The sequence below is a fragment of the Methylophaga sp. UBA4204 genome, from assembly GCF_002379485.1.
Taxonomy (GTDB): Bacteria; Pseudomonadota; Gammaproteobacteria; order Nitrosococcales; family Methylophagaceae; genus Methylophaga.
Genome location: NZ_DFTU01000044.1, coordinates 1,749 through 2,361, shown reverse-complemented (window position 1 = coordinate 2,361; position 613 = coordinate 1,749). Strand labels below are relative to the sequence as shown.

The 613-nt window shown below is 48.0% G+C and carries 1 protein-coding gene; it reads left to right on the top strand.

Annotated features, from left to right (window positions below):
* Window positions 1-613 (top strand): glutathione synthase (gene gshB / locus B3182_RS06200; protein WP_292752005.1); only part of this gene is annotated, 613 nt, incomplete at both ends.

Here is a 613-nt window from a genome sequence, read left to right as displayed (position 1 = left end):
AGGCCAAAGGCTGGACGATTCAGTACATGGAACAACAGGATCTGTATCTGAGTCAGGGCAAAGTGATGGCCAGCATGCGGGATTTACAGGTCACAGAAGATGCCAACAACTGGTACCAACTTGGCGAACCAACAACCCGCAGACTTAGCGAGCTTGATGCCATCCTGATGCGCAAAGATCCACCATTTGATATGGAATATATCTACAGCACATACCTCTTGGAACAGGCTCAGTCTGAGGGTGTATTGGTGGTGAACCATCCACAAAGCCTGCGTGATGCCAACGAAAAACTGTTTACCGCATGGTTTCCGCAATGTTGTCCGCCCACCTTAGTCACCCGAAAAAAACAATTGATGCGTGAATTTCAGCAACAACATGGCGATATTATTATCAAACCATTAGATGGCATGGGCGGCGCTTCCATTTTCAAAGTCAGCCAAGGCGATCCGAATTTTTCGGTGATTGTCGAAACGCTGACCGAGCAAGGCAAAAAATCGGTGATGGTGCAACAGTATTTACCGGCTATTAAAGACGGTGATAAACGTATTTTGTTGATTAACGGTGAGCCGGTGCCTTGTGCGTTAGCCCGTATTCCTGCCGATGGCGAAACGCG